Annotated in this window: 13 protein-coding genes; 4 read left to right on the top strand and 9 right to left on the bottom strand. The window is 63.6% G+C overall.

Annotated elements, in window-relative coordinates:
* The first annotated feature begins 12 nt into the window (after positions 1-12).
* Complete coding sequence (locus AC1AUD_RS09710) at positions 13-912, top strand: amino acid ABC transporter permease (RefSeq protein ID WP_476574153.1); 900 nt, start codon at positions 13-15, stop codon at positions 910-912.
* Positions 909-1694, top strand: coding sequence for an amino acid ABC transporter ATP-binding protein (locus tag AC1AUD_RS09705; protein WP_476574152.1), 786 nt, complete (start codon positions 909-911; stop codon positions 1692-1694). Before AC1AUD_RS09710 ends, AC1AUD_RS09705 begins: the two co-directional genes overlap by 4 nt.
* 97 nt (positions 1695-1791) lie before the next feature.
* Here AC1AUD_RS09705 and ribF read toward each other — a convergent pair whose 3' ends face one another.
* Positions 1792-2964 carry a bifunctional riboflavin kinase/FMN adenylyltransferase gene (gene ribF / locus AC1AUD_RS09700; RefSeq protein WP_476574151.1) on the bottom strand — a complete coding sequence of 391 codons (1173 nt, stop codon included), beginning with the start codon at positions 2962-2964 and terminating at the stop codon, positions 1792-1794.
* A 191-nt stretch (positions 2965-3155) separates the two neighbouring features.
* On the opposite strand from ribF, the gene AC1AUD_RS09695 reads away from it, so the two are divergent.
* Entirely contained in the window at positions 3156-3785 is a 630-nt protein-coding gene (locus AC1AUD_RS09695; RefSeq protein ID WP_476574150.1) for a hypothetical protein, read from the top strand.
* 74 nt (positions 3786-3859) lie between these two features.
* Here the strand turns inward: AC1AUD_RS09695 and AC1AUD_RS09690 are convergent, their stop codons facing one another.
* From AC1AUD_RS09690 to nusA, 7 genes are all read right to left on the bottom strand, one after another.
* Complete coding sequence (locus AC1AUD_RS09690) at positions 3860-10603, bottom strand: hypothetical protein (RefSeq protein WP_476574149.1); 6744 nt, start codon at positions 10601-10603, stop codon at positions 3860-3862.
* Between the two features lie 89 nt (positions 10604-10692).
* The gene (locus AC1AUD_RS09685) at positions 10693-12951 is read right to left on the bottom strand and encodes an isopeptide-forming domain-containing protein (protein ID WP_476574148.1); all 2259 of its coding nucleotides are present in this window, start codon (positions 12949-12951) and stop codon (positions 10693-10695) included.
* 172 nt (positions 12952-13123) lie between these two features.
* Positions 13124-15295 carry an LPXTG cell wall anchor domain-containing protein gene (locus AC1AUD_RS09680; protein ID WP_476574147.1) on the bottom strand — a complete coding sequence of 724 codons (2172 nt, stop codon included), beginning with the start codon at positions 15293-15295 and terminating at the stop codon, positions 13124-13126.
* Between the two features lie 472 nt (positions 15296-15767).
* Positions 15768-16928: a tRNA pseudouridine(55) synthase TruB gene (truB, locus tag AC1AUD_RS09675; protein ID WP_476574146.1), complete on the bottom strand. Its 1161-nt coding sequence runs from the start codon at positions 16926-16928 to the stop codon at positions 15768-15770.
* Positions 16891-17469, bottom strand: a complete 579-nt coding sequence (gene rbfA, locus AC1AUD_RS09670) for a 30S ribosome-binding factor RbfA (RefSeq protein ID WP_476574145.1) — start codon at positions 17467-17469, stop codon at positions 16891-16893. Before rbfA ends, truB begins: the two co-directional genes overlap by 38 nt.
* A gap of 199 nt (positions 17470-17668) precedes the next feature.
* Positions 17669-20455 (bottom strand): translation initiation factor IF-2, encoded by a 2787-nt coding sequence (gene infB / locus AC1AUD_RS09665; RefSeq protein ID WP_476574144.1) that lies wholly within the window; start codon positions 20453-20455, stop codon positions 17669-17671.
* Between the two features lie 155 nt (positions 20456-20610).
* On the bottom strand, positions 20611-21666 hold the full coding sequence (gene nusA, locus AC1AUD_RS09660; RefSeq protein ID WP_476574143.1) for a transcription termination factor NusA: 1056 nt from the start codon (positions 21664-21666) through the stop codon (positions 20611-20613).
* 93 nt (positions 21667-21759) lie between these two features.
* Between nusA and AC1AUD_RS09655 the strand changes: the two genes are divergently transcribed.
* Positions 21760-22731: a hypothetical protein gene (locus AC1AUD_RS09655; protein WP_476574142.1), complete on the top strand. Its 972-nt coding sequence runs from the start codon at positions 21760-21762 to the stop codon at positions 22729-22731.
* A 47-nt stretch (positions 22732-22778) separates the two neighbouring features.
* Here AC1AUD_RS09655 and AC1AUD_RS09650 read toward each other — a convergent pair whose 3' ends face one another.
* A complete protein-coding gene (locus AC1AUD_RS09650; protein WP_476574141.1) occupies positions 22779-22934 on the bottom strand; it encodes a hypothetical protein in 156 nt (51 codons plus the stop codon).
* Positions 22935-23077 lie beyond the last annotated feature (143 nt).

Here is a 23077-nt window from a genome sequence, read left to right as displayed (position 1 = left end):
AGGACCTGACCCATGGATGACACGGCCGCACCCGCCGTCGCTCCGGCCGGCTCCGTCTCCCCCGAGACGGGCCGGCCGGTGAGCGAGGTCGAACTTTCACGCCGGGCATACCGGCGCTCCCAACAGCTCAAGTCGGTGGCCACCAGCCTCGTGAGCACGCTGGTGCTGGCCGCCGTCATCGTCACCGGCCTCAAGCTCTCCCCCGGCTGGCCGCGCGTCCAGGAGACCTTCTTCTCCGGGGAATACTTCGTCAAATCCTTCCCCGCGGTGCTCGACGGCCTGTGGCTCAACCTGCGCGTGCTCGTCGTGGCGGTGATCGGCGTGGCCGTCTTCGCCACGCTGATCGCGCTCGTGCGCACCAGCAAGAACCCGGTGATGTTCCCGCTGCGCGCGCTGGCCGCGCTCTACACCACCGTGATGCGCGGCATCCCGATGATCGTGATCCTCTATCTCATCGGCTTCGGCATCCCCGGTCTCGGTCTGTTCGGCCGCATCGACCCAGCCATCCTCGGCACGATCGCCGTCATCATGGGCTATTCCGCCTATGTGGCCGAGGTGCTGCGCGCCGGCTTCAACGACGTGCATCCCTCGCAGCGCGCCTCGGCCCGTTCGCTGGGCCTGACCGCCGGGCAGACGACGTGGATCGTCGTGGTGCCGCAGGCGCTGCGCAAGGTGGCGCCCGCCCTGATGAACGACTTCATCTCGATGCAGAAGGACGTGGGCCTCATCTCGGTGCTGGGCGCGGTGGACGCGGTGCGCGCCGCGCAGATCGACGTGGCCAGCACCTACAACTTCACGCCGTATGTGGTGGCATCGCTGCTGTTCATCCTGATGAGCGTGCCGTTCATCCTGTTGAACGATTGGTATGCCGAGCGTCTGCGCCGGCGCGAGCAGAGCGGAGGAACGGTATGAACGCGGATATCGCTTCGACGAAGGCGACGGGTGCGTCGAATGCCTCGGATGCGCCCGTGCTGCGGCTGCAGGACGTGCGCAAATCCTTCGGCGACACCGAAGTGCTCAAGGGCATCTCCTTCGACGTGCTCCAGCACGAGGTGGTCGCCCTGCTCGGCCCCTCCGGCTCGGGCAAGTCGACGCTGATGAAATGCGTGAATCTGCTGGAACAGGTGGATGACGGGCAGATCTGGCTTGGCGACACCGATATCACCGACCCGCGCGCCAACCAGGACAGGATCCGTTCGCGCATCGGCGTGGTGTTCCAGCAATTCAATCTGTTCCCGCATATGTCGGTGATCAAGAACGTGACGCTGGCCGCGCGCAAGGTCCACCATTGGGACAAGGACCGCGCCGAGGCACACGCGCTCGAACTGCTTGACCGCATCGGCATGCGAGCCAAGGCCGGATCCTACCCCGACCAGCTCTCCGGCGGCCAGCAGCAGCGCGTCGCCATCGCCCGCGCGCTGATGACCGACCCGGAGCTGCTGCTGCTCGACGAGATCACCTCCGCCCTCGACCCCATGCTCGTCGGCGAGGTGCTGGATATGGTCGCCGAGCTCAAGGAACGCGGCACGACGATTCTCATGGCCACGCACGAGATGAGCTTCGCGCATGACGCGGCCGACCGCATCGTGTTGCTGCGCCACGGCGTCATCGCCGAGAACGGCACGCCGCGCGAGGTGATGGACGAATCCCAGGACCCGGATACGAAGGAGTTCTTCAGCCACTTCCGGTCGTGACGGTCGATGCGACGGCCACGACATCGGCGGATATGCGAAACCCCGCGCATCATCGGACGGTGCGCGGGGTTTCGCATATTCGTTCCGGTTGCGTCGCTCACTCGACGACGCGCAGGGTCTCCTCGACATTGCGGCGGAGTTCGTCGGTCAGCGCCTCGACGCCGTCGAATTTGACCTGCGGACGCAGGAAGCGCAGGAACTCGACGCGCACACGGTGGTCGTAGAGGTCGATCCACTCGTTGGAGCCGGTGATCGCATAGGCCTCGACCACGCGGTCCTTGAGGCCCGTGGCCTCGTTGAAGGTCGGCTTGGTGCCGATCGAGATGGCGGCCGGCCAGCGGCGGGGTTCGGCCGGCTCGGCGTTCCTGTCTTCTCCAGTCCCCAAATCGGTCAGCCAGCCGGCGTAGACGCCATCCGCAGGCAGGCAGCCGACGGGATCATCGCCGAGGTTGGCGGTGGGGAATCCGATGGTGCGCCCGCGTTGCTCGCCATGCACCACCGTGCCTTCGACGGCATGCGGGCGGCCAAGGATCTCGGCGGCGGCGGCCACGCGCCCCTGCGCAAGCTGCCAACGCACATTCGTGGAGCTCCAGAAACGCACCGCGCGCGCATTGTGGCGTTTGCTCCATGCGCGGCGCTCGGCCTTGGTCATGCCTTCCAACGGGTCGGCCGGCTCGCCCCATGCGCTGGGCGCGTGGACGGCCGAAGCCATGTCGCGCGGCACGCGGGCCTCGCCCGGGCCGCGGTCATCGACCACATCGAGTTCGAACACGCCTGTGGCGGCGGCGAGGTTGCCGATGGCCTTCACATCGCCCTCGCAGCCACGCCCCATCGCGGCGTCGCTGCCGAGCACCAGCGTGCGCATGCCGAGTTTGCCGACCATCTGGCCCAGGAAATATCGATAGGATTTCTCGGCGAAAGGCAGCGTGTAACGCACCACGAACACATGCTCGACGCCGCATTCAGCCATCAGCCGAAGACGCTCATCCAAGCTGGCGAGCAGCTGCGGATCGGGCAGCGAGACGGGCGGCTCGGCGCCGTCATGCGCCTTCGCATAGCCATGCACGAAACCGGGGCGCGGGTCGAAGAGCACCACCACGGAAAAGGCGTCGTGACGGCGCGCGAGTTCGACGATGCGCTCCACCACGGCCCGATGTCCACGGTGGAACCCATCGAACACCCCCACGCCGAGCACCGACCTGCGGTTGCGGTCCAAGGTCGGCCAGTCGATGTCCCCATGCTCATCCGGGGTCAGATGCGTGATGTTCATCCCAATCCTTTGCGACGCCCAATGCCTTCGAAAACTCCCGCCCACTCTAGCATCCGCGCGCCACCATCCATCGTCCCCCGTGGACGCCATGCGCGGATGGGGCCCTCCGCATACGCATCAATACAAGAAGGGGGTTGATGGGGTAACATAGGGGGTACTAAACGCACTGGCGAACATGAGGAGGTATGAACATGGAAACCAGTGAGAAGGAGACGTTCTCGGCATCGGAGCTGCGATATCTCGGCAGTCTGGAGGCCGTGCGCCGCGTGACGCCGAAACGCATCTACTACACCGACGCCTTCCGAGACGAAGTGGTGCGGCGGTATCGACGCGGCGAGCGCCCGGTCCGCATCTTCCGCGACCACGGCTTGGACCCGATGCTGATCGGACACAAGCGCGTGGAGCGCGCCACCGAACGCTGGCTGCGCGACGCACAGCCACCGAACGCGCCCGCCGCGCACCGCCCACGTAAGATAAATCGAATAGGGGGGGGGGTATCAGAAAATTCCCAGCGTATCCAACCGCACCGCAGCGCCACCGGATATGGATTGGGACCTTCCCCTGATGTCTTGTCCAACGCCATCGACGACGTTCCGGAACACACCGATCTCACCGCGGCCATGGAATCGCTCGATGCCCACGCGGTGTCCGATCATCCCGATGTCGAGTATCTGCCCGACGCAGGCTCCTCCGAGCGCCGCCCGCAGCGGCATCGCCCCGATGAGGTCGCGCAGTTGTGCGGCCAGATCCTCGACCGGCTGCTTTCCCTCGACCAACGCATCGCCGCGCTGGAATCCAGTCTGCGTCGCGACGCCGAATAAAGTCGACCGCGCCCCGGATTCGGCACGAACCAAACCGAATCCGGGGCGCGGCGTTTGTCAGCCGGCCCAGCGCGTCATAGGCACAGGTGATGCCCGGTGACGGCCACCGGTGCCTGCCGGCGACGGTAGCGATCGTAGGCCAGCCAGGCGCCCAGGGTGAGGATGGCGCCGACCAGCAACGACCGCCACAGCAAGGAGCTGATGCCGGCCATCGGCAGGCGCAGACCGCCGTCGTTGGTCAGCCGCGCCAAATCGGCGGCGGCATAGGTGGTGTCGAGTTCGTCGCCACCGGCCAGCGTTTCGCTGGTCATCATGGCCGGAACCTGCGCCGTCCGGTCGATGGCGGAGTTGGGCGCGCCCGCGCCGCCGGAACCGGTCGTCTTGGCCTTGCCGGAGAAGACGGTGCCATAGGACGGCACGGTATTGCTGTTCCCGTCCTTCTCGGTGGTGGTGCGGATCGTGTAGATCAGGCCGGAGCGCGGCGTCTCCTTGCCGGCATCCGTCGACTCCGCGAGCTTGACCGTCGGATCGAGGCGGAAGTACCAGACCGCGCCCGTCGGCGTGTCATAGCCCTGCGGCGCCTCGGTCTCGACCAGAGCGAACCACATCTGGGAATAGTCGAGCGTCTTCTCGCCGCCGGAACCGGCGATCTCGTTGCCGCCCAGCACCAGCGAACTGAAGGTGATCAAGCCGTCATCGCCTTCGGCGGTCGCCTCGAACTCGTCGCCATACGCCGGGTGCGGATGCCAGTTCTCGTTCCGGTTCTTCCAATTGCTGTCGTTCGGATTATCCGACGTGCTGCCCGTGGCCTCCACATCCGGGTAGCCCAGGTTGTCGAGCAGCGCGGGGTTCTTCGCCAGGTCGAGGTCGTCGTAGTCGATGTCCTCATGCGTCAGAGGAGTGCCAGTGGTCTTGCACTGGCTCGTCGCCACATCGACGCCGTACTTATAGCAGTTCTCGCTCAGATGGTAGAGGCGGAACTTGCCGCCCTTGAGCGAATCGGGCAGGCCGTCGCCCGACTGCGCCTGCGAGACCTTGCGCAGGCGCAGCGTCACCGCGCCGCCCGGATGCCAGATCGCTGCCCATTCACGGTTCGCCTCCGTCATCGTGACCACGGCGTTCATCGCCTGGATGCCCGTCGATGGCTTGGGTTTGCCGTTCGCGTCGACCGGATCGTCCGCATGCTGGCCGTCGTTGGGGAAGAACGGCGCCTGATATCGGCCCTGTCCCTTCGAATCCTTGACCGGACCGTTCTCGGGCACCCAGCCCTGCGGATCGCCCGTAAGCTGGGTGTCCTTGCAGTCCACGTCAGAGCCATCGTCGGAGGCATATCCGCAATACCGCCAGTCAAGCGCGGTGTCTTTGTAGGCATCGCGCTTGTGGTCGCCGAAGGTCGGCATCTTCACGCGATCGTACTTCCAACGGCCCGTATGCTGCGGGTTTTCGTTGGCGAAGGCCGAATAGGTCTCGCCGGTCGTGTCCTTGTCCGGCTGGGTCGAGTTGGTTTCGTTCGCCGTGTCGATCGAGAACCAACGATCACGGTCTGCGTTCGGTTCCGTCGTGCCCTCGGGAAGGTACAGACCGGAGGTCTGATACGTCATCGCCGCGGGCTCGCGGAACAGCGCCGCGAACACCACATCGGAGGCCGTGGACGGCAGTTTGCCGAGGTTCAGCGGATCGTTGCCCAGCTGGTCCTTGGCGTCGCCGCAGTAGCCATTGATCTTGTCCATGTGCTTGCCCATGGCCACGGTTGCCAATATGTCATTGCCAAAGGTTTTCTCCATGCCAAGCAGTGGACTGGACACAACAAAGGTGTTGTTCCCGTCGTGCGACTGCCGGACCGCCTCGCACCGCACCAACGACTCGTTATTGAAATTCACCGCCGCCAGCGTGCCGGTGGACCCGTCTCCGGTTTTCAGAGCGCCCTCCCCGCTGACCTTGGTTCCGCTCGACAGCTTGCCCTGGACCTGCACGCCATTCTTGACGCCGGTCACCTTTCCATCCTCATCGCCGTCGCGGTCGAAGGTCTTGTCGCCGTTGGCGGAGTCACCGGAGGCTTGGTCGAAGAGCCGCTCGATCAGATCGGCTGGCTTGGAGGCCGAGGCATAGGTGGCCTTCCACCCTGTGCCGCCTTCGGTCGTGTCATCCTTGAGCACCAGATACATCGTGGTGTCTTTGGTGGTCTGGTTGACGTTCACGTCATTGGCATTCACTGTGTCTGTCCAACCGTATTCCTCCGACTTGGCATCCGCCCCGTTGCCGCTGGCAGGCTGATAGGTCTGCGTATAGGAAACGACGCGCACATTGCCGGAGTCGGCCAGCGACACCTCCGACCACACCGCGCGCATGCGCAGCGCCACCACATTCGACGATGGCGTGACCGCGCTGACCGGCACCGACTGGCCCGGCCGGATCAGCCCCATCTCGCCGACCTGGTAGGCGCCGCCGATGCCATTGGCCGCGGAGGTCGTCATGCCCGGAATCGTGGCCATCGCATCGCCCAGTTCACTCTTGCCTGTGGTGTTCAAACCGAAGAACGGCGCCCAGCCTTGGAAATACAACATCTTGCCCGATGCCTTTTCCTGAGCCGTTTGCACGTATCTCGGCTTGGATGAAGGCACCGTCAACTGGTAGTCGCTGCCCACGCCCGCCAGATTGTATGACTGCACGCGTGTATCGATCGTCGAGGGATCGACGCAGCCTTGGTAGTCCCCGGAGCCGCTGGGCGTCGCCACGCCACCGCCGGGTTCGCTCATCTCATCCGCCGTGCACAGACGCATGGTGTCGGGGTTCTTCGCGCCGCTGCCGTCGAGCTGCTCGCCGGTGGTGGTCAGTGCGCCCTGGCCGTTGTAATTGATTGTGCCGCTCGGGTTCGCCGACTTGTCTCCGTCACGATAGCCTGGATAGAAGCGGAGCTTATACACCGTGTCCTTCGTGTCCGAAGTGGCACCGAACTGCAATGGCGAAGCGTAGAAGTTCTCGAATGAGGCCCCGGTCTTGTTCGTCGCATTGATGAAACAGGTGATGTATTGGCCCGTGTCCGGCAGCTGCGCCAGCGTGCCGTCGGGCAACAACGTCTTCTCACCCGTGGGATTGGATGTGGTCGCATTCACATAATCCCTCCGCAAGGGCACACACTGATTGGTATGGAAGGTCCAATCCCATGCCTTCTGTCCATCCACCGGTCCGGTTGTTCCATATCCAGCTGTCGGCTCGGGGACATTCTTCTCCTTGTTGACGTTCACCAGCTCGCTTCCGGCGAAGCCTCCGGAGAACATATTTGCATACCCTTGGTTATCCGGTCTCTTATCCGGATTGACTTTGATATTGTTTCCTCCGCTGTCGGCGCAGTATTGGTCGTTGGCCGATGAATCCGTCGCCAGACATAGATTCAGTATGGATGTGGTGGATGTGGCGTTCTGCCGACCACCATTGACCCTCACATTATTCGACTGATAGCCGAAGGCAGGGCGGAAACGCACGATGCCCACCATGGCCTTACGACCATAGCTGGTCGGAGCCTGGCCGCGCAGCGACGTCGTGAGTTCCTGACGCACCGACAGCGCCTGCTCGAAATCCGTCCAATTGGTATTGCCGCTGTTCTTGTTCTCCGCGGTGCGGATCTGCACATCCTGCATGCCCGAGGTATCGCCAAGCGCGAAAGTCGGATACTGGGCTTTCTCGTAGGTCATCTTCACGTCCACCGAGGTCGTCACGTTGTCGAGCGTGACCAGCATGACATGCGAGGAATAGTGGAATTTGCGCCCGCCGAACTTCTCGTTCTGATCAAGGTACCACGGCGCGGTTTCGCGCACGGTCACGGTCATGCCGGCGAAGGGCCCCTCGGTCAGCTCCGTGGTCATGCTGTGATCATAGGTCGCCCATTCATTGTAGTTTCGAGGATCCCAACCCAGCGGTTCCGATCCACCAGCATTGGTAAGCGACCAGGTGCGCTTTAAGTCATTGCCGCCCTGCATGGACACATAGGTGGGCAGATTCACCGTGGTGCGGATGATGTCGTCACCGGTGCCGTCGCAACTGACCGCTTCTGTGCCCGAGTTGGTTTTGCGTGCGCACAGCTGCAATGCCGTGGGCACCTGCGTCTGACCGGTGTCATCGGAACCGAAGGTGTCCTCGTCGCACTTGCCGACGATGCTGGATTCCTTATCCGCGCCAAGCGACTTGTTGGGGTTGGTATCACCGATATCCGCCTTGCATCCGGAACGCACCGAATTGTAGAACGCCAGCACATAGGTGTCACCCACTTGTCCGCGCTCGTCCGACATGCCATCGACAGAGCCAAATTGACCGGTCACGTTTGCATAGGAGCCATTCAGCCAACCTTGGTTTCTCTCATCCCACACATAGCCGATTGTGTTGGTCACCTGTTCGCCGGAATAGAAGGATTTCGTACCGAAATTCTGCACGGAATCGCATTGAATAGGCTGCCAGATCATATTGCTGCCATTGCCAGCTGGATACATCCATTGCCAAGGTGCGCTGCTGGAACAATAGGTTTTATCCGTATTTATGTCCGTGCCTTTGCCGATGCCGTAGGGCGCGGTGTCCGTGGTCTTGAATCGCGAATCATACGAATCCGAAGCATAGGGCTTGCCACCGTTATAGGCGTAGTCAGTCGGGTCGCCACCTCTGCTGACGCTGAATCCGCTGCCGCTGGGGCCGATCCTCAAATGAGTCCAGTTCTTATCATTGTCGTTGAAATAAGGGTTGTCCCACCACGCCGGGGCCTCCAACCCTCCCAATAAAGTTTGGCGCCAATACTTGCAGGTCGCTGTCGTGTAATCGCTCAAACATCTAGTGAGCATCTCATCCCACGCCGTTTCATTGCCATTGAATGCTTGGCCGACATAGGAGTTGCCGCTCATGTATTCACCCGGCACGAACACCTGGTTGCCACCATTGCGGCCGCTGTAATCATTTTTTTCGTACGTATCGTCGCTGTTCTTGTCCTTGCGGTTGATACGCCAACCGGCCACATACGAAGCGCCGCGCATGCCGCGACCATTCCGCACGGTTTTATCCCACGTTTGTCCGGAGATATCTTCGTTGTAGATCTGCTCATCCGGTTTCGACGCTGGCTTATTGGCGCACTTAAACTGATTGCTGTCCGCCCACGTAGGCGGACAATAGAAATAGTATTTTTGATCGACTCTTGACGGAGGCCCGATAGAACCATTGGCGATGGTATACAGCTGCTTCAGGTCGAGCATCCCATCTGCCTTCAACTCCGCGTCAGTGCCGGCGGTCGTTTTGATCTGCCCGGAGACGATGATCTTGCTGGCATCCGCGTTCCCGTCTGGAGCGGGAGCCTGATCGCCGTAATCCTTGGACTGGGTCACATAGATCTCAATGTTCTTGCTGGAGCTCTCGCTCACATCCACGCGCAGCTCATATTCACGCAACTCGGGCGTATAGCCCGTCAATTCTCCCTCGTCGTTCGTGCGCGTGAAATGCACCTTGCCACCGCTGTCCGCCTCCACTTCGTTGCCGTCGAAGCCGACCCAAGGCTTGTAATCGGCGTTCCAATCCGTCGGGAATGCCGTGATGCGGCCGGTGTTCGGATCCACCGTCGGCTCCTTGTCGGTTTCACGCACATAGACCTTCAGCGATGTGCCCGCCTCCGAGGTGAACGCGCGCAGCGACACCTGTCCGCCAGGCGCGGCAGTGGTCTGAGTAAGAGAGAAATCGGCGCGACCGGTCGTGTCGCTCAACTCGGAGTTGCCCCCGTCGTTGCCCTTGTTATCGCGCGTGTCCTGGCCGTAATACACTTGCACGGCACCAGTCGAGGAGAACGAGGCCGCCAGATACGGCTTGCCGGACTCAACCGGATTGGCGAATTCGATATCGCCGTAATTACCGCTGCTCGCCGTTGCCGTGGTGACGTTGGGAATCTCCGTCAGGAAGCAGTCGTTGGTCTCATCCTTGATATTGTTGCCGTTCCCCTTCTGCAGCTTCTTGTCATCCTTCCACGGCGTGCACTGCTGGGCCACGAGATCAGCGCCGTTCTTCGCGTATGCCTGCGTGCCGTCATGCGCCAACACATAGGTCTTGCCGTCAATCATGCCCGCCCACGCGACGCGGGCACGCTTCTGACCGTTGTAATAGACGTATAGACCGTCATAGCCATACTGGCCGAAGCTTTTCCTGATGCTTTCCATCAGCGCTTGGTCGACATTCGCGCCGTAGCCAAAGTTGCCGAAGAACTTGCTGAAATAGTAATAGAAGCCAAAGGTGAATGAGTCCTTGTCCTGGTGATTGACCGTCGGATCATTCTCATCCTCCGGGGACTTGATCACATGATCGCCGTCGGCCGCAAGCATCTGCTCGCCATATAGACCGCTGCCCTTGGCGTCGAATTTGCCCATGACCGTCAGGCTGTCCATGTCGGTCGAGGGGATCAGGGTCTTGAGATCCGTGCCCACGCGGTTGCCGTCGAGCACCACCAGCGCCGGCACCGGCTGCGCATTGGCGATCTGCTCGCGCGTCAGCTGCGTGTAGGTGCCGCGACGAGCGAGATTGCTTTCGTTGCCGCTGTCCTCCGTCGCCTCGGCATCGCCGTCGCCATCCGTCAAGCTTTGCACATCCACCATGCCATCGTCGATCCTATTGCTCTCATCGACGACGTTCACCGGCGTGGCATAGGCCATGGTGCCCGGACCATAGGCCGCGTAACTGAATATCACGCCACCGGTCAGCGTGCCGAACGCAATCGCCGTCGCCACCAAGCGCATGCCAGTGCGCCGCACCGACCTCGCCGCGCGGCCGGCCGTCATACTCATCTGCTCGCGAATCCTCACAACCACTCCTTGCCTAGCAACGTGCCCCTTGCCATCCATGTCCCCGCGGCAACCCGCCGGACCATTCCCGCGCTTCCCTTCACGCCATCTCATACGGCACCTCCTGCGATTTCCGTGGAACATGCCTTCTTCTCGCTCTCGTCGTCTTCCCGTCGCCGTCGCGCGGCGGCCAGCAGAAACACTCCCGCCAGCACCAGCGCGCCCATGACGGGCATCCACACATTGGCGCCGGAATCGGCCAGATTGTCGACGATCTTGTCGATCGTCCCGCCATCGTCCGGCCCCGGCCCCGGCTTATCGGGATCCGGCTCGCCGGGGTCCGGCGGCTGGGGATTGACCGGATTGTTATCGTCGCCTCCCGACGAGCCCGGCTCGTCGTTGTAGAACGGAGCGCACACGATGATGCCGGAGCCGTCCGCCGGCGAGACCTCCCACCCCGCGGACGAGGGCGCCGCGCGCCCGCCGGTCGAGCATCTGCTTGCCGCCGCCGCATCCGCATCGTCCCTGTCGGAGATCATCGCCGCGCCGGAGCCCGTTTCGCCATCGCCTTCGGCCGCGACCTGGCCGGAAACGCCGACCTGCATGGGCTCCGTCACCAGCACGCATTCCCTGCCGCTGGGGCAGGTGGGCGCCTTGGTCTGCTTCACCCAGTAATTGCGCGCGCCGGACAGCGCGGTGAATGTCAGCTCGGCGGCGTTCGGCGCGCCTTCGGCCCCTGTGCCGCCATGCAGCACCGTGCGCACGCCCTCCGACCTGGACGTCTTGTTCCCATCGCCGGATTCCACGGGCGCGGGGTCCATCACCGTCACATCGCCTTCAGTCGTCACGCGGGCGATATAACGCCCCGCCTCGGCATCCTCGCGACTCAACGCAAGGCCGAACTCGCCGCCATAAAGCTTGGTCACGCGATCCTTGGCATACAGATTGGCCACGGTGATCTGACCGACATAGGCCTTCATCGGGGCGGACCGATGGGTTTGCACCCGGAAATCAAGGGCGCTCAGATAGGTCAGCGTCACTTCGTTGGGAATGATCGCGGCGGCCGGCAGCAGGCCGTTTTCGATGCGGTTGACCTTAAGCGCCTTCTGTGAGACGGGAGTGGAGAACTCGAACAGCAGATACATCGCCTCCTCGTTCAGCAGGGCAGGGCGCAGGCCGTATTCGGGCACTTCGAAGGTCAGCGTCCCCTTGTCGCTGAGCGCCACGGACGCACGCTTATATCCCGCGGGTTTGCCGCTGGGGAAGGTCGCATCCTCCTCAAGCAGGTTCCTGTCGTCCACGGCGCCGCCGTCGAGCTTGCGCACGGTGACGCTCGCATCCATCGCCTCCACACCGCCGCTCAGGTCGAGTCGGCCGCCTTGGGCAGCTGTGTCAAGCTCATCGGTGAGCTTGAGCTCGCGCGCGGTCAAACCGTTCGGGTTGACCATATCCGCGCTCAGCGGCACCTTGATCCGCCAGCGAATCGTATGCGCGATGGCTGACTCATCGTCGGGATGGTTCGCGTCCTCGTAGCCGTAGACATGATTCTCCCCCACAATGGACTTGGTGACCGTCGTCGCTTCGGTGACCTTCGGATAGACGTGCACATCCTTGATCGGCGTGCCATCGCCATCCTTGCGCGGCAATGGAATCAGCGTGGGCGCGATCAGCTCATTGACCAGACCGGAGACGACTCCGCCCTGCTCGTCGCGCGCAATCCGATCGCCCTCGTCCTGCACGAGCAGGTAATAGCCGAAGGACAAGTCGTTCCAATGGGCGACGCCCTTCTGCTCCGCTCCAAGCACCATGCCGTCCGTGGTGACGCAGCCATTGCCGGCGGCGGCGCCACCGACGGCGCAACGCAATGCGGTCTTCGGATCCGCATATGTGTTCAGGAACGATTCGAGCGCCGTGTAATCCGGCAGCAGCGCGTTCAGATCCAGCTGGGATTCGATCGGGCGGATCGCGGGAGCCGCATTCGGATCGTTTGGATCGGCCGGTTCGCGCCCGCGTTCGACCAGATCCGTGTCCAGGCGATACAGACGGTAGGTCAATCCGTTCATCGCAGACATATTGCCTTTGTTCACGTTGATCTGTTCCTCGACCGCCGTGTCCTGACGGCCGTCCGAGGGCGAGCCCGGGATTTCCGGCGTGCCGCCGCGGTTCGGCCGCAGCACTCCGTGCACCGTGATCGAGCCCTTGTCGCCCGCGTCCATTCCCGGGCCAAGCTCCGGCAGCGCCGCGGCGGCGGGATTGATCGGGGACACGGCGGATGCGAACGTCAACAAGGCCGCGACCGCGCCAGCCACGACGGCAGTCGCCACCGCCGCCGCACGCGCGTTCCCGCCAGCATTGCACCACATACGCATTGCCATCTCCCATAACCAAAAAGCGAAGTTTTCTTCCTCCCTCTGATAAGGGAGGCGGCCGTAAAGCGGCCGGAGGGAGGGACAGGCCCGCAAAGCGCGGGCCCATCCCACCCATTTCCCGGAATGCCTACCCTCTTATTCCAAAGGCAGCCGGCAATCCGGGAACGGAAGCTCAGACCTCCTCATGCTCGCGACGGCGCATGAAGTACGCCACCGCGAAGGTGATCAGAGCGAGACCGGTCAGCGTCAGCAGAATCGTGCCCGTGCCACCGGTGAGCGGCAGCTCGAACTGCCCCGGAGCATAGTTCTTGATCTGCTGGGCCTGGGAAGTGAAGACCACTTTCTGCAAAGGGTCACCAGTGGTGGCATTGGCAGTGTCGGACAGAGTCTGGTTGTAGGTGCGCTGAACGACCGACACATCACCATTCGCCTCAACGGTCACGCGAAGCGTCACCGGGGTGACCGCGGCGGCGCCGACCGGCAGCTGATAAGGATAAGTCCGCTCGGTTTCCTTGAGATAGAAGGTGAAGTCGGCCTGATGACGAGTGCCGGCTACGCCCGGGTTATCGACGAAATCCGAGATGGACTTCGCGGTTGTCGCATCGAAGGTGTTCGTCGTGGCGATGCCAAGCAGGTTGGTGAAGGACACCATGCCGCCGTTGGCGACGACCACACGGCCGTTGCCCTTCTCGTCGACGTACGTCTCGTCGAAGACCAGACCGTTGGTGGCCTTGGCCTTGGCGGTGTTCGTGTAATCGCCTTCCTGCTTGTCGCCGACAATGTCAGTGGTGGCCATCATCTTGACACGAGTATCAGTACCCGGCTGATCCGCGTTGCCAATAGACAGATCGCCCGCAGTGTCCGTAGCAGTGGATTCAAGCAGGGTCTTCGTCTTGTCGACATCACCATTCGTCTGCAGTGCGGTGTGCAGGTTGAACTCGGTGCCCTGGATGCGGTGGTTGGAGCTATCGGTCTTGGCGGCGGTGACCGAGGCGACCGGGGTCTCGACGGTGTTGTCCGGAATGCTCGGAGTGGTGTCGACCATGCCGCTCACCTTGTTCACGAACTTGGTGGCATTCACGGCTTCCTCAGTCACTTCGGCGACGACGACAAGACGCAGGGTGACCAGATCGTTCTCATCATCTTGGTTGAAGAGTTCCTTGCCGCTATCGGTCAGAGAAACGGTGAACTTGTGGTCATTGGTCTCCGCGGTGGCGTCGCTGATGGTGTACTGAGCGTTGGCAGCGTTGGCATCGGCCTTCAGCACGGTCTGGTTGCCGGCCTGGTTCAGACCATCCACGAAGTACCAACGGTTCCCCGTGGAGTTGACACCCGTCAGAGCGGAGTTCGTGATCTTGGCGGTGGCATCATGAATCTGCAGCAGGTTCTTCACCGTGCCGTTCGTGCCGGACACCGGCAGCTCATCGGTGAGGGACAGCGTCTTGCCCGTCACCTCATAGTCCGGGGTGGCGGCATCCTTGCCGAACTTGCTGGCATCCACCTGCAGCAGGTAGGCGACCAGATCGCCCGGCTTGAGGAACTGCTTGGGGCCGTCGGACTTGAAGTTCGTCACGCCGGACATGTCGATGCCGGTGATCGACTTGAGCTGGTCCGACGTCAGGCCGGACTTGTTGGCGTGGCCCTCATTCGGTCGGTCCGGGTTCATCTCGTCCATCACGCTCTTGGGATAGACATACAGGTCCTTCTTCGCGCCGGTGGACGGATCGCCATCATGGTCATACGGCAGCGTCGCGATGAACGGCGTGGCACGGGAATGGCCATCGGCATAGCCGTTGGCGTCAGCCGCCGCGGTCTCCCACACCAGGTAATAACCCTCGCTAAGACCGGTGAACGCGGTGACACCGAGTTCGTTGGTCGGCACCGAAGCAGTGGCATTGGCAAAAGCTGTATCGACATCCTGTGCGGTCGCGGTGCCCCAGCTCCGCATGATCTTCTTCAGATTCCCATCCCAGTTGGCGGGGAGCGCACCCAGAACAGAGGAGAAGGTGGCCTGGCTCAGACCTGCGGTCGCATGTCCCGCGGTGTCATCCACCCCTGCGCCGGTCTCCACCTTATTGGTGTCGAGCTTGTAGTACTGGAAGGTGGCGCCCACAATCGCCTTGGAGGTGTCGACGCTGGCGGCATCATTCTGCGTGCCAGTGGGCGTGCCCATCTCACCGGTCTTCTGCGTGTACGTGATGTTGAGCGTGCCATCGTCGAAGTCGTTGGGATTAGGTGGATCAACCAGTGGCAACGCGTTGGCGGCGGGGGCCAGCATGGCGGCGGAGGCGACCGCAGCCACGGCGGCGACCGCCAGCCTCTTAAAGGACTTTCCAATGTTCATTGGCAATCCCTTTCCTTTCTACTTAGGTTCGGTCGGGAAGGGGTTCCCGAACTCCTCTCGCGCCCGTCATAGACCCCCTTGCCAGCAGACATGGTTATGCCTAGACAAAACGCTCAGAACTCACTTTAAATAGACTGAAAAGCCTGATATAACGCCATTAGCGAGCATTGGGAGCATCGCGGAAACCATATAAGGGGGCACCCCTAAATAGGCACTCTTACGACAGAACTCTGTATTTCCCTGACGTCGCCGTCATCGGCCTCAGCACCAAAGGAGGATTGCGACATTCCGCGCTTGGGTGCACCGCTCCCCGTGCATCAGCGAGTCTTCCCCCATAAGTCACGCTTAACTAGAGAGCGCAATGCTCCGACTTCCCCCACCCACCCCAAGTGATTTTTCTCACACCCCTACTGTGAGCCTTCACATTCCTAGGCCAGACCCCGTAAGTCAGAATCTTGCCCTATGCAGGTCCTCATGCAGTGGCAAAAACGGTGACGGGCTTGAGTTGTTTGGCTCCGGCGGGAGCCACGAGGGCGACGACATCGCGCGCGGCGAGAACGCAGGCGGCGGCGGGCGTCTCTCGGGAAGCATCGTCGGGCCATTGGCGATTGATGCGCCGGCCGAAACGCAGCTCGGCGGCTTCCTCTGCCGAGACGGGGATGACAGGCAGCGCGCCGGCCGCCGCCTCGAACATGTCCAGTGCGCGGGAGCGCAGCCAAGCGGCTCGTGCCTCGCGGTCAGCAAGCTCCGCAGGAATGTCAAGCACACACTTGCCGCGAGTGACGACATTGCCCTCGCGGTCGGTGAAGGTCTTGGACTCCGTGTGCGCGGTGACGGGCCGGATATCCGAGAGCGCGAACCGCCCGACACGAGTGCGGCGCAGACGCACCAGATGGCCGCCGCAACCTAATTCGCGGCCGAGGTCGCGCGCAAGGGCGCGGATATAGGTGCCGGAGGAACATGAGACACGCACATCCACATCAATGACATCGGCCATCGGCGCATCCGGCGATTCCCCGGCGCCGCGCTCCCCCAGCGCCAGTCCCGGGGTCAGGATCGAGGCCTGACCCGCCCTCGCATCCAGCACAACGAACTCGCCGATCGTGACCGGACGCGCCTTGAGCTCGACATCCTTGCCGTCGCGGGCCAGGTCGTAGGCCCGCTTGCCATTGATTTTGATGGCCGAATATGCATTGGGGACCTGGCTGATATCCCCTAGGAAATGGGCGTGAATGGCCTCTTCGACGACTGTCATCGTCTGCTCGAGATTATGCATATCAAATGACGCGGCGGCGTTCTCCGCATGGCCCTCGTCGGCGTTCCGCGGAATAATCGCTCCCTCGGCATCATCCGTCGTCGTCGACAGCCCAAGTCGAATCGTCGCCTCATAGGTTTTGTCATGCTCGACGATGGCGGTGAGCAGACGCGTGGCATGGCCGAAGCCAATCACCAGCACGCCGGTCGCCATCGGGTCCAGCGTGCCGGCATGGCCGACCTTCTTCGTGCGCAGCGCGCCGCGCACGGCCGCCACCACATCGAAACTGGTGACGCCGCGCGGCTTGTCCACGATCAGCAGACCGCCGGCGGCGGAGGCATCACTCGTCATCGGCTGCGTGGGATTCGTCGAAGTCATCGGAGGCTTCGTCGCCGACGGTTTCGTTCACATCGTCGAGGTCGTCGAGGTCCTCGTCATCGTCAAAATCCTCGGACTCGTCGATTTCGTCGAAGTCGTCGTCCTCCGGCTCGTCATGCTTATAGGGATCGGCATCACCGGCATACTGCGCGGTGGCGCGCTGGCGGGCCAGCTCCTCGTCGCGCTTGCGAGCCATCGCAAGGATATCCTCGATCTCATGCGCCTCGCCGGGCACCTCGTCGAAGACGAACTGCAGCTGCGGGGTCAGGCGCAGACCAGCCTTGCGGCCGACCAGCGTGCGCAGACGCCCCTTGGCCTGTTCGAGCGCCTGCTTGGCGCGCTTGCGTTCGCCATCCTCATGGCCAGTGTGTCCAAGCTGCGTCCAATAGACCTTCGCGATCTGCAAGTCGTTGGTCACGCGCACCTCGGTGATCGTGACGTTGAACAAACGCTTGTCATGCAGTTCGCGTTCCATCGACGAGGCGATGACGCGCTGGATCAACGCGGCGATGCGCGCGGCGCGGGGATTGGTTCCTGCCATGTGTATGTCCTTTGTATGGAGGGACCGGTTCCAGATGGAACCGGTCCGTATTCCGTAGGTTGAGCTTGAGCGGGGAGATCCTTCGACTGCTCTCAGGATGATGCCCCGGGATTGCAGCTTGTCATCGTTATGCGTGGGCCGAGATCCTTCGACTCGCTTCGCTCGCTCAGGATGACGTTTTGCCGAGGCCGGCAAAACGTCACTTGCGCTCGACCTCGCGCATCTCGAAGGTCTCGATGACGTCGCCGAGCTCGATGTCGTTGAAGGAACCGAGGTTGATGCCGGCCTCGTAGCCTTCCTTGACGGAGGTGACGTCGTCCTTGAAACGACGCAGCGAGGAGATCTCGAGGTCGTTGACCGTGGCGACGCCGTTGCGCAGGATGCGGCACTTCGTTCCGCGCTTGACCTCGCCGTCCTGCACCATGACGCCGGCGATGTTGCCGAACTTGGAGGAACGGAAGATCTCGCGGATCTCGGAGTGCGAGGTGACGACCTCCTCGTATTCGGGCTTGAGCATGCCCTTGAGGGAGGCCTCGATGTCCTCGATGGCCTTGTAGATGATCGAGTAGTACTTGATCTCCACGCCCTCGCGGTCGGCGAGGTCGGCCACCTGACGGTTCGGACGCACGTTGAAGCCGATGATGACGGCCTTGTCCACGGTCGCCAGGTTGACGTCGTTCTGCGTGATCGCGCCGACGCCGCGGTGGATGACCTGGATGCCGACCTCGTCGGACACCTCGATCTTCATCAGGGAATCCTCGAGCGCCTCGACGGAGCCGGAGGAATCGCCCTTGATGACGATGTTGAGCATGTCGACCTCGCTCTTGGCGAACTGCTCCTTAAGCGATTCGAGCGAGACGATCTTGCGGCGCTTGGCCAGCTGCGCGGCGCGCTCGGTGGCCTGGCGCTTCTCGGCGATCTGACGGGCGGCGCGGTCGTCGCCGGCCACGAGGAACAGGTCGCCTGCGGTCGGCACGGAGGTCAGACCCAGCACCTGCACCGGGGTCGAGGGACCAGCCTCCTGCATCTGGTTGCCGTTCTCGTCGAGCATGGCGCGCACACGGCCATAGGAGGTGCCGGCCACGATGGCGTCGCCGATATGCAGCGTTCCGGACTGCACGAGCACGGTCGCCACTGCGCCGCGGCCCTTGTCGAGGCGCGCCTCGACGGTCGCGCCGCGCGCGTCCATATCGGGGTTGGCCCTGAGGTCCAGTTCGGCGTCGGCCGTGAGCAGCACGGCCTCCAGCAGCTTGTCGACATTCGTGCCCTGCTTGGCGGAGATGTCGACGAACATCGTGTCGCCGCCGTATTCCTCCGGCACAAGGCCGAACTCGGTGAGCTGGCCGCGCACCTTGTCGGGGTTGGCTCCGGCCACATCGATCTTGTTGACGGCCACGACGATCGGCACATGGGCCGACTGCGCATGGTTGATGGCCTCGACGGTCTGCGGCATCACGCCGTCGTCGGCGGCGACCACAAGGATCGCCACGTCGGTCAGCTCGGCGCCGCGGGCACGCATGGCGGTGAACGCCTCGTGGCCAGGGGTGTCGAGGAAGGTGATCTTGCGCGGCTCGCCCTCAAGGTCGACCGACACCTGATAGGCGCCGATGCGCTGGGTGATGCCGCCGGCCTCGCGAGCGAACTCATTCGTGCGGCGGATGGTGTCGAGCAGTCGGGTCTTGCCGTGGTCGACATGGCCCATGACGGTGACCACCGGCGGACGGGGCGCGAGGTCCTCGTCCTCCTGCAGCTCTTCCTCGTCGAGGTTGATGTCGAACTGCTGCAGCAGCTCCTTGTCCTCTTCTTCAGCGGACACAAGCTTGATGTTCCAACCGATTTCCTCGCCGAGGATCTGGAACGTCGATTCGTCCAGGGACTGCGTGGCCGTGGCCATCTCGCCCAGATGGAACATCACGGTCACCAGGGCCGCGGGATTGACGTTGATCTTCTCCGCGAGATCGGCCAGCGAAGCGCCCTGGCGCAGACGGATCGTCTGCCCGTCGCCGCGCGGGATGCGCACGCCGCCGATGGTCGGCGCTTTGATCTCCTCGTATTCCCTGCGCTTGGCCAGACGGTTCTTACGCGCCTTCGAGGACTTGCCGCCCTGACGGCCGAATGCGCCCTCGGTGCTGCCGCGTCCGCCGCGGCCACCGCGCGCGGGACCGTTGGAGGACGGAGCTCCGCCCTGATATCCGCCGGTGCCGGTTCCACCGAAACGGTTGCCGCCGGGACGACCGCCCTGTGCGCCGGTTCCGCCGGTCTGACCGGGACGGTTGCGTCCCCACTGGCCGGGACGTGCGCCCTGGCCCTGCCCGGGACGGCCGCCGCGGAATCCACCGCGACCGCCGCCCTGGCCCGGGCGACCGCCACGGCCGCGGTTGTCGCCGACCGTGGGGCGCGCCATCGGATGCGGGCGCGGGATGTCGCCGGGCGTGGGGGTATGCATGCCCTGCTTGCGGCTGAACGGATTGTTGCCGGGGCGAGGCCCGGAGGGACGCTGATGCGCGCCGGAGCTCGATGCGGCCTGACCTGGCGTCGGGGCGCCGGACTGCGGACGGGATGCGGCCGGCTTGCCGCCGGGAGTCGGATGTCCCTGGGAACGCTGCGCCGGCTTCGGGCCGCCCTGAGACGACTTCGGCTTGCCATGCTGCGCGGGGGACGCGGGCTTGGCACCGGGAACCGGATGAGCCGCCGGAGCCGGATGCGGATGGGCGCCGGACGCGCCGGATGCGGCGGGCGCCGGGCTGGGTTTGCCGGAAGCGGCCGGCTTGGCCGGCGCCGGCTGATGGGAGGCGGGAGCCTCGGTCTTGGGGGCGGCCGGCGCCGCCTGTTCCTTGAACGCCGTCCTCAGACGACGGGCCACCGGCGGCTCGACGGTGGACGACGCGGACTTGACGAACTCTCCCATGTCCTTGAGCTTCTCAAGAACGGTTTTGCTGTCCACGCCAAGAGCCTTGGCCAATTCATACACGCGTGGTTTCGCCACTAATTTCTCCTATCCGAGACCGCGCGCGCGTCGGCGCGGTCAACCTTCGATGACGGCGAGCTTATCCTGTCTCATCGTGCGACCATGATCGTGCTACCTCGTCTCTGTCCGCCCGCTGGGCATAGTACACCCGCGAACACCGCAATCAAGCATACTCACGCCTGTGGATGTGCGGTCTGAGCTCCTTCGCCGGCGACCTCGCCCTTCGCGGCGTGGGCCTCGGCGGATTCGATGCCGATCTTCCAACCGGTGAGCTTGGCGGCCAGGCGGGCGTTCTGGCCCTCCTTGCCGATGGCCAGCGACAGCTGGTCGTCGTGGATGAAGGCGATGGCGGTCTTGTTCTTCTCGCTGATGACCTGCACGCCCGTGGCGACGGCCGGCGACAGCGCGGAGGCCACGAACTTCGCGGGATCGGCGGACCAATCGACGATGTCGATCTTCTCCGGTCCCAGATTCTCCATGACGGCGCGCACACGGGCGCCGCCGGGGCCGATCAGCGCGCCATTGGGGTTGACGCCCTCGGTGTTGGCGCGCACCGCGATCTTCGTGCGGGCGCCGGCCTCGCGGGCGATGGCCATGATCGACACGGCCCCCGAGACCAGCTCCGGCACCTCGCGTTCGAAAAGCTTGCGCACCAGCTCGGGATGAGAGCGGGAGACGACGATCTCCGGCCCCTTCAGCCCACGTGCGACGTTGACGACATAGACGCGCAGACGCTCGCCGTGACGATACCGCTCCCCCGGCACCTGCTCGCGGCGCGGAAGGATGGCCTCGACGTCGCCCACCGCGATATGCACGTTGGCCGGGTCGGAGGCGTCCTGTTGCACGATGCCGGTGATGAGGTTGCCCTTCTGCCCGGAGAAGGCGCCGAACACCTTCTCGTCCTCGGCGCGGCGGAACAGCTGGGAGATGACCTGGCGCGCGGTGGCGGCCGCGAGCCTGCCGAAGTCATGCGGGGTGTCGTCGTATTCCTCGCCCAGCGTGGGGGCGGGATGGGGATCGTCCTCGGTCGGCTCCGTCGGGGTCTCGTCGGCGGCCCACACGGTGAAGGTGCCGGCGCGCTCGTCCAATTCGATGCGGGCGTGCTTCGCGGCATGCGGGGTCTTGAGATACGCCAACCGCAGGGCCTCGGCGAGCGCCGCATCCAGCGTCTCGGCGTCGATGCCCTGTTCCGCGGCGAGTTTGTGCATTCCTGCCAGGTCCAGTTCCATGTGTGAGACCCTCCTATGCAATTATTCCGGCCAAATTCCGGCATTCCAAGCGCTTGGCCCAATGGTCACAGTCAATTATTAGTCTAGGGGCTTATGCAGACACGCCTCCTCCCGTTCCTCCGCGCTTCGGCCGTGGGCGCACGCGTCGCGGCGGCCATCATGGTGTGCGCGATGACGGGCACGTTGGCCTCCTGTTCGATGCCGCGCGTCGAGGGGCGTGCCGAGGCTGAGTCCCGTGCCGCGGCCAGCCCCTGCGAGACGGCCTATGATGCCGCAAGCGCCCATATGTCCCTTGCCTTCGCGGGATTGTCCGGCTTGGGCACAGCTGCCGGGGCGGATGCGGGGAACGCGGACGGCGGCAGCGAAGCGCACGGGCCCGACAAGGACGCGAATGCCTTCGACGATCGGGCGACGGCCCCTGTCGCGGATATCTCGCGTTATATCGCCGCGGATGCGGCGCGTTCCGACTGGCTGGATGTGGCCGCGAACTGCAGCGCGCGTTTCGCCGAGGGGGTGCTGCGCAGCGCGCAGGCCTCGGCCCGTCTGTCCGAGCTGGCCGCGCGGATGCAGCTTGATGCGGCGGATGCCAGCGCGCTGACCCGTTTGGACGGGGTGGAGGATTCATCGGTGCCGCCCGAAGGTCTGCGCACGGTTGCTCTGGCAGAGGACCGGGCTGGTTTCGCATTGGAGGTGCTGGCCGCACGCGGCGCCGCCGGCGCCACATTGCAGGCCAGCGACCGGCACAAGACCACTACGCAGCAACTGGTGTCCTTGGCCGGTGGCGACGATCCGCGCGCCAAGGTATACGAAATCAGCGAGCTACTGGCCCACCCCGACGTCATCGAAGACCCCGCCACAGGACTTGCCGCACCGACGGCGGCCGTCGTCGAGCTCGACTGCGCGCGCCAATCCCTCGCGCCCTTCGCCACCCCCGGTGGCGCTGACGGCACCACGGCGGACCTGCGCGCCATCGCCGCCCTCATCGCCAACCGCGCCGCCGCAGCCTTTGCCCTCGGCTATTCTTCCTTCGACGCCGCGCTCCTCACCGCCGAAGCCGAAAAGTAAGGGTACCGGCGCGACGCCTTACGCAGCGCCGCGCCTTAATGAACCGGCTAGGCTATGAGCCTGAGCAACTGGTAGAGCTGCCAGAGGCTGTGCACGTCGAAACGTGCTCCTTCGACCACTGCGTAGTGTTCGGAACCACCCATGTGGATGGCCACCGATTTGCCACGCACGGTCAGTTCGCCATGTACCGTGATATTATTCATTTGTACCCTTAATGGTTAAGGGCGAAAGCCGATAACCATCGAAGGCCCGGCATTGAACCGCACCCCGATTGTTGGACTGAAGAAATTCAGATTCGATGATTGGAGGTGTGGTTCTTTCGTATGCGAGAGGATCGAAGGAAACG

The sequence above is a fragment of the Bifidobacterium sp. LH_730 genome (assembly GCF_056355835.1).
Note: the sequence above shows the minus strand (reverse complement) of the source record. Positions and strands in the feature narration are given on the sequence as shown.